This window comes from Microbacterium sp. 70-16 (genome assembly GCF_001898315.1).
GTDB lineage: Bacteria > Actinomycetota > Actinomycetes > Actinomycetales > Microbacteriaceae > Microbacterium.
This window is the reverse complement of record NZ_MKTQ01000029.1, coordinates 230,876-237,401: the sequence shown is the minus strand read 5'-3', so window position 1 is coordinate 237,401 and position 6,526 is coordinate 230,876. Positions and strand designations below refer to the sequence as shown.

Sequence of the window (6,526 nt, the reverse complement as noted above, 5' to 3'; positions counted from 1 at the left end):
AAGAAAGCGGCCCCGAACCCCAATACTCGGTGGCCCTCAACGACGCGATCGCGTCGACGGCAGGGTGGCCCCGAACCCCAATATCAGCGGCCCTCAGAAGCGCGAATACTCATCTGAGTGCTGACGCCGACTTTGTGCTCGATGGCACCCTCAATCATCCAAAGTCCTACAGCGTCGCCGCACTTCTTCACCCCGAACTGGCAGACGAGTTTGAGGCGCTGCAAGACCGGTTGCGCGACCGCGTGCTCATCACCTGGCAAACGAAACTCAACGCACGACGAGGGCACAACGGTCTGATTCGTGAGGACCTCGTCCGGATCGAAGTAGTGGAGCTTCTGCACCGCCGCTCGAGAGCTCTCGATCCGCATATCCATCGGCATCTGTGGCTGAACGTAAAGGTTCTCGGCGCCGATGGGAGGTGGTCGAACGTTGACTCGCGCGTCGCGATGAAGTTGCAGACGCTCATAAACGCGGAGGGTGAGCTTGCCGCGCGGACCGACCCGGCATGGATTGCCGCACTTGCCCGGCACGGATACACGATTGATGCCGCCGGCGAGATAGCCGAACTTGCCGCCATCGTTCGTCCGCTCTCGCGGCGCTCGGCGCAGATCGAGGCCAACCGGACACAGTTGTCGGCCGAATGGACAGCAGCACACAACGGACTGCTGCCGAACGCGGAAGTCCTTACGCATATTGACCGGCGAGCGTGGGCGATAGCGCGACCCAACAAACCGCCGTACGTGGATGAGGCGACGTGGGAAGCGACAGTTCGTGACGAGATCGCTCAGATCGATCCTGCCCTCCTAGTCGACCGGTCGCCGCTCCCCGTGGTCGCGACCGCGATGCGGGACCTCGACCTCGATCATCTGGCGGCCGTGGCCATCGTGCGCGCGGATGAGCGGTCGACGTCATCTGGTGGCCGCTTCAATATGTTCGATCTTCGTGCGGGAGCAACGAGAGCTGTTGCCGGCGCGGGTGTCGTTGCTTCGCGTATTGAACTCGACGACCTGATCGACGAAGTCACATCGCGAGCACGTGCCGGCGTGTTGCTGATGGTCGGTGTGGAGCCACCAGAGCACGTCAAAGCACTCATGGCGACCGAGACAGCGCGCCAGAAGATCAGGCTCGTGGCCCATCTGGATGCGCTCGCCGCGCCCGGCCGGGCGCTGCTGGTCACGGAACTTCGACGCGGCGCAGGCGAGGCAGATCTAGCGACCCTCGACGAGTCCCAGATCGCGGCGGCTTGCGCGATCGCGGGCTCCCACGGTCTCGTGGCGGTGAGCGGGCCTGCCGGTGCCGGGAAGACGACCATGCTGCGAGTCGCCTTCCAAGCGTCAGCATCCCGCGGCCAGCGAATGCTGGTGGTCGCTCCCACGCGGAAGGCTGCCTCCGTGGCGTCGCGAGAAGTAGGAAGCTCGGCGACAAGTATTCACGCGCTGCTGTTCGATCATGGGTATCGCTGGGCCTCGGACGACACAGGCGCGGTGGTGTGGAGCCGGCTCACGCCCGGCGACGTTGATCCGACGACGCAGGACGTCTACGGGGGAGCAACCCACTATGTGCTGAGCCCCGGCGACCAAATCGTGGTCGACGAGGCCGGAATGGTGGACCTCCAAACAGCGAACATCCTTGCGGAGCTGGCCATTCAGCTCCGCGTCCGAGTCGCAATGGTCGGCGACCCCCAGCAGGCGATGCCGGTTGGGCACGCTGGGGCGATGGGGGCAGCAATCCGGCACGCGAACGCATCGGTCGAACTCGACATCGTGCACCGATTCCGGGATGCGGACTACGGCGCCCTTACCCTCCAGATCCGGAGCCCACGAGATCGCGATCATGCTCTCCAAGTCGCTGACAAGCTCCACCAACGTGGCCATCTCGAGCGGGTCGGCGATCACGACGCAGCACGGCAGCGCATGGTTGACGGGTACTTCGATTGGCATCGTCGTGGCAAGCGGGTCGCGATCGTGACGAGCACGAACGCCGAAGCGGACGTCATTAACACAGCAATTCAGCAGCGCCGGATAGACGCCGGCGAGCTCGACACAAGCAAGGTCGCGTGGGGGCGAGATGAGCGTCGAATCCTGATCGGAGACACCGTGCAGACACGACGCAACGATCCGCGGACTGGTGTCGAGAATCGGGCTCAATGGACGGTCTCCGAAGTACGCGAGAACTACATCGATCTCACCGCGGTAGACGACTGCGGGCAGCGCACGCGGATCGCCACCAGCTATGCGGTCGAACACCTGCAACTTGCGTATGCGTCAACGGTGCATGGAGCCCAGGCGAGACTGCAGACGCCTCGATCGTCGGACCAGATGTGGACGCGGCGGGGCTCTACGTCGGACTCACGCGGGGTCGGATCCACAACCTCGCCATCGCTGTCGCCCCGAGCCATGCAGCTGCACGCTCGCTCGTCGCGGATTCGATGCTCAGAGGGCTCGTGGAGCTCACGATGCAAGATGCTGCACAGGCGGCGGAAGCAGAGCTTCGATGGGCGGCAAAGGATCGAGCACGGGCGTCGACGGCTCCGTTCGCCAATCGCGAGCGTGCCGCCGCGTCACGGTCGATCTAGTCCCGCAGGGCGCGGGCGTGTGCGCCTCAGCTGTCGGAGTCAGCGAAGGCGTCAGCGATAAAGGTCTCGACGTCGGACTCGCGCCAGCAACGACGCCCGCCGATCATTGCGGATCTCGGCGCGGCGCCCGTGTGCAACATCCAGCGCAACTGCGCCGGTGTGCGCCGCAGTCGAGCAGCTACTTCGTCAATGAACAGAATTCGATCCATCATGTCACCCGCTTCGCTAGTGGTAGTCAACTGATATTTCTAGTGAACCAGGAATTCTAGTCGTGTGCAATAGGGATTCGTTATAGACTCTGGGTATGGCCACAGATGCAGAGATCGGCACGAACTTGACGCGAATCCGGGGGAGCCGCAGTCAGAAGGATGTCGCGGACGCCATGCGCGATCGTGGATTCAAGTGGTCCCAGGCGACGGTCTGGTCGGTCGAGAAAGGCGAGCGCCCGCTGCGCCTCACCGAAGCGCAAGCGCTTGGATCCGTGTTGCGGGTCAACCACGACCTCCTGTTGGCGCAGCCCGAGGAGCTGGACCTTCACGCTGAAGCCGTGTACTTCACCGAGATGCTCGAGGACATTCGCGACCTCGCGTATGAGTCCTACTCGGCCCAGCTGCGTCTCGCCCGTGCCGTCGACGATCGCCCCGAGTCGGAGCGCGCCGGCATTACCCTCGCCCAGGTTGTGCGCAATGCCATCGACGCGGCAGCGGAAGGACTCGCCCGCGCGGATGAACACGCCCGTACAGCGAAAGCGAACCACGAATGGACGAACTCGCTGAATGCTGGCGGGAGCGAATTTCGAGACGCGTTCTTGACGCGGATTCAGAATGCGACCACCACCCTCGCCCAGACGCCTTCCTACAAGATCGGGAGCAAATCAGATGGCATCGATCAAGCAGAGAGTTGACGGCGTCTGGCGCGCTCGCTACCGCGACGATGGGGGCAGAGAGCACTCTCGTCACTTCAAGCTGAAGCGGGATGCCCAGCGCTGGCTCGACGAAGTGGCGACCGCCGTCGTGACCGGCCAATACGTGGATCCTCGCGCAGGGAAGGTCACGTGGGCGGAATGGACCGACGCATGGATGGGGCGTCAGGCGTGGGCTTCTGGTACGCACGAGGCAGCCAGAACCGCCGTGCAATCGGTGCCGTGGATGCAAGCTGCACTGTCCTCGGTCAAGGCCTCTCAGGTACAAGAGTGGGTGTCTGGCGAGTCCAAGCGAGGATTGGCGCCGTCCACGATCCGCACTCGACTCAACTATGTGCAAATGGCCTTCCGCGCAGCCGTCGCCGATCGGCTTGTGCCGACCAGCCCAGCGGTCGGTGTGAAGCCGCCGCGGCTTCGCCGAGCCGAGTCCTCGATGCGCATACTCACCATCGACCAAATCAGAAGTGTCATGGCGGTCGCCGGGGACTTCCGCGTCTTCGTCGAAGTCTGCCTGTACGCGGGTCTCCGTCTCGGCGAGGCCGCGGGCCTCCAGCTCGGTGACGTCAACTTCCTGGGGCGCTCGATGTCGATCGCGCGTCAGGTCCAGGGCGCCACGCACAAGTCGGCGCACCTGGTGGCGCCGAAGTACGGAAGCGAGCGCACGGTCTTTGTTCCGGCAGAGCTCACGTCCTCGTTGGCTGCGCACGTTGCTCGGATGCAGCTCGAGGAGTTGGACGAGCAGATGTTCCGCACAGAGCTGGGTCGACTGTGGAATCGCAACAATGCGAGCGCAGAGTGGCGCCGCATTCGTTCGGAGGCAGGTCTGTCAGACGAATTCACGCTGCACGCCTTGCGCCACACCTTCGCATCAAACCTGATCGCATCCGGTTGTGACGTCGTCACTGTTCAGCGTGCGCTCGGCCATGCGCAGCCGTCGATCACTCTCAACGTCTACAGCCATTTATGGCCATCTGCCGAAGATCGCACGCGTTCTGCAACAGCTGCCTTCATGCTCGTCGTGGCAGATTCTGCGGACTCGTTGCGGACTGAGGGTGGAAAACCCCAGGTCAGCACGGTGCCTTAGCGGTAGTTGACGAACTGCAGGTCGACGTCGAGGTCGGCGGCCTTCAACAGGCGCTGAACTTCCTGCAGGTCGTCACGCGACTTCGACTGCACGCGCAGCTCGTCGCTCTGGATCTGGCTCTTGACCGACTTGGGGCCCTCGTCGCGGATGATCTTGCCGATCTTCTTCGCATTTTCGGAGGAGATGCCCTCCTTGAGGGTCGACGTGATGCGGTACTCCTTGCCGGAGGGCTGCGGGTCACCCGACTCGAGCGACTTCAGGGAGATGCCGCGCTTGATCAGCTTCGACTGGAACACGTCGAGGATCGCCTTCGCGCGCTCGTCGCTGTTCGCCTTGATGAGGATCGCCTCGCCGGACCACTCGATCGAGGCATCCGTGCCCTTGAAGTCGTAGCGCTGCTCGACCTCTTTGCGTGCCTGGTTGAGGGCGTTGTCCGCCTCCTGTCGGTCGATCTTGGAGACGATGTCGAAAGAGCTGTCAGCCATGCCGTGAGTCTAGCCCGCCCGGCCTTGCGAACCGCCGCCCGCAATAGCTCAGGAACGCCCGGCTCAATCGCGCCTGATTCGGGCGTTTGCCGGCCAAGACGACGTGGATCTCCTGAGCTATTGCGGCGACGTGTCCGCGGCCCGACTCAGGAGTGCGGGAGACAGGGCCTTTGTGATGCGGCGCGATTCGGCTACGGGATCGGCACCGTCGGGTCGATCGTGAGGCGATCGCCAGGCTGGATGTACCCGTTGAGGCCGTTGCGCTCCAACAGGTTCGTCAAGCAGATGCGTTCCTGAATCGCCTGCGGAGCGTCACCCTCGGCGACAACGTAAGCGATCGGCCTGCCCTCGGCATCCGTCTCTACGGTGTCGTTTGCCATCGGCGCAGGGCCAGAGTCAACGGCGTAACCATCGGCACCGCAACCTCCCGCAACCCCATTGAAGTAGACCTGGCCCGCAGCCGTGGCAACCTCAGTTGTCGACTCGGGCGAATGCGTCGGCTCACCGCTGGCAGCGGCCGGGGTCGGTGCATGGGTCGCGACGACGACGTCGCTCGTCGGAGCGGGCGCAGCCGCGTCGACAACGGGCGAGCAGGCGGCGAAGCCGAGTGCGAGAGCGGCGGCGAGGGCGACAGCGGCGAGCTTGGACGGGACCTTCATACGGTGCAAGCTAGCGTCCTCGCGAGAGACCGCTCAAATCCTCCACCGGTCATCGGAGGCGTCTCTCGGGCCCGGTCCGAACCGCCGCCCGCAATAACTCAGGAACGCCCGGCTCATTCGAGCGTGATTCGGGCGTTTGCCGGCCAAGACGGCGTAGATCTCCTGAGTCATTGCGGCGACGCGCCCGCGGCCCGACGGTGTGGCCGCCGCTCATAGACTGGACGGATGCTCCCGCTGACCGAAGACCAGGTCCGCGCGGCGCTCGTGAATGCGTCGCCCGAAGAGCGCGAACGGCTGGCCGTGCCGCTGTCGTTCGTGCTCGCCGACTGGGACCACCTCGACTTCCTCGCCTGGCCCGACCCCGACAACCGCGGGCGGGGCTACCTCGTTGTCGAGCGCGACGGCGACCCGACCGGGATCGTGCTGCGCGCGGCATCCGGCGGGCGCTCGCGCGCCGCGCTGTGCAATCTGTGCCACACGATGCAGCCGGGCAATCAGGTCGTGCTGTTCACCGCCCGCCGCGCCGGCGACGCGGGGGAGCGCGGCGACAGCGTCGGGACCTATGCCTGCGCCGACCTCGGATGCCACGAGAACGTCCGCCTGGCGCCGCCGCTCGCACCGAGCGAAGTGCGCACGAGCGTCGACCGCCGCATCGACGGAACCCGCGCCCGCGTCGAGGCGTTCGTGGAGCGCGTCCTGGCGTGATTCGAACCGAGGGGATGCCGTGGTTTTTGGCATCCCATCGGTACAGGTAAGATAGACAATCGCGCCTCCGGTCGACTGGAAAAGCTGGGCGGGTGC

At 64.6% G+C, this 6,526-nt stretch carries 6 protein-coding genes; 4 read left to right on the top strand and 2 right to left on the bottom strand.

Annotation, left to right across the window (positions count from 1 at the left end):
* The first annotated feature begins 134 nt into the window (after nt 1–134).
* The 3 genes from BGO46_RS14600 (at nt 135) to BGO46_RS14590 (ending at nt 4,581) form a co-directional block, all read left to right on the top strand.
* The gene (locus BGO46_RS14600; RefSeq protein ID WP_298045616.1) at nt 135–2,636 is read left to right on the top strand and encodes an AAA family ATPase; all 2,502 of its coding nucleotides are present in this window, start codon (nt 135–137) and stop codon (nt 2,634–2,636) included.
* A 243-nt stretch (nt 2,637–2,879) separates the two neighbouring features.
* A complete protein-coding gene (locus BGO46_RS14595; protein WP_292678114.1) occupies nt 2,880–3,479 on the top strand; it encodes a hypothetical protein in 600 nt (199 codons plus the stop codon).
* Complete coding sequence (locus BGO46_RS14590) at nt 3,454–4,581, top strand: site-specific integrase (protein WP_292678115.1); 1,128 nt, start codon at nt 3,454–3,456, stop codon at nt 4,579–4,581. The genes BGO46_RS14595 and BGO46_RS14590 overlap by 26 nt, the downstream gene beginning before the upstream one ends.
* Here BGO46_RS14590 and BGO46_RS14585 read toward each other — a convergent pair.
* Both BGO46_RS14585 and BGO46_RS14580 read right to left on the bottom strand, forming a co-directional pair.
* Nucleotides 4,578–5,066 carry a YajQ family cyclic di-GMP-binding protein gene (locus tag BGO46_RS14585; protein ID WP_292678116.1) on the bottom strand — a complete coding sequence of 163 codons (489 nt, stop codon included), beginning with the start codon at nt 5,064–5,066 and terminating at the stop codon, nt 4,578–4,580. The two genes, BGO46_RS14590 and BGO46_RS14585, sit on opposite strands and share 4 nt — an antisense overlap.
* A gap of 191 nt (nt 5,067–5,257) precedes the next feature.
* A complete protein-coding gene (locus BGO46_RS14580; RefSeq protein ID WP_292678117.1) occupies nt 5,258–5,725 on the bottom strand; it encodes a hypothetical protein in 468 nt (155 codons plus the stop codon).
* A gap of 225 nt (nt 5,726–5,950) precedes the next feature.
* Here BGO46_RS14580 and BGO46_RS14575 point away from each other — a divergent pair, with 225 nt between their 5' ends.
* Nucleotides 5,951–6,430 carry an FBP domain-containing protein gene (locus tag BGO46_RS14575; protein ID WP_292678118.1) on the top strand — a complete coding sequence of 160 codons (480 nt, stop codon included), beginning with the start codon at nt 5,951–5,953 and terminating at the stop codon, nt 6,428–6,430.
* Nucleotides 6,431–6,526 lie beyond the last annotated feature (96 nt).